1 protein-coding gene is annotated in these 734 nt (G+C 74.5%); it reads right to left on the bottom strand.

Going from position 1 to position 734, the window contains the following annotated elements:
* Positions 1–423 precede the first annotated feature (423 nt).
* Positions 424–734: cold-shock protein (locus tag OZN99_RS32835; RefSeq protein ID WP_270939365.1), on the bottom strand; the 311-nt coding region annotated here is incomplete at its 5' end.

Here is a 734-nt window from a genome sequence, read left to right as displayed (position 1 = left end):
CGGGGCGGGGCTGGCCGCGTCCAGCGCGCGGTCGATGGCATCGCGCAGCGCGGCCAGGTCGCCGGACAGGCGGGCGCGCTCCGCGGCGACCGCCACGATGGCGGCGACCGCCTGTACCAGGCTGCGCGCGGATCGCGGGGTGCGCGATGCATCCTGGGCCGCGGGAACCGCGGCGGCGGCCCAGGGACCGGCTGCGGATATCGGGATGGGCATCTGCAGGGGGTTCCGTCGCGACACGCGCTGGGCGCGCGGAATCACATCCCACTGCCGGAATGAATGAAGGGTTAACGCAGAGCGGCCCGAGCCATGCCCTGGACGGAAAATGGTTAACGGCGAGTCCTGGCGCCCGCCCCCGCGCGCATGAAAAACCCCGGCCGCCGCAGCGGCCGGGGTTCCCGCAGCCTCCCCGGGAGGGAGAGGGCGCTACTTGATGCTGACCGCCTGGCGGCCGCGCTGGCCGTCGCGCACATCGAGGGCGACCTTCTCGCCCTGCTGCACGTCCACCTTGCCCGCGCGCTGCAGCACGGAGGAGTGCAGGAACACGTCCTGCCCGCCATCGTCCGGGGTGACGAAGCCGAAGCCGCGGACCTGGTCGAACCACTTGACCGTGCCGTTGACGGCATAGGTCGGGCCGCCCTCGTCCCGGGCGAAGTCGCGCCGGGGGGGACGGTCGCCGAAGCCGCCGCCGCGCGGGGCACCGAAGCCACCGCCGCCGCCGCCACCGAAGCCGCCGC

The sequence above is a fragment of the Falsiroseomonas oryzae genome, assembly GCF_027856955.1.
GTDB lineage: Bacteria > Pseudomonadota > Alphaproteobacteria > Acetobacterales > Acetobacteraceae > Falsiroseomonas > Falsiroseomonas oryzae.
Note: the sequence above shows the minus strand (reverse complement) of the source record. Positions and strands in the feature narration are given on the sequence as shown.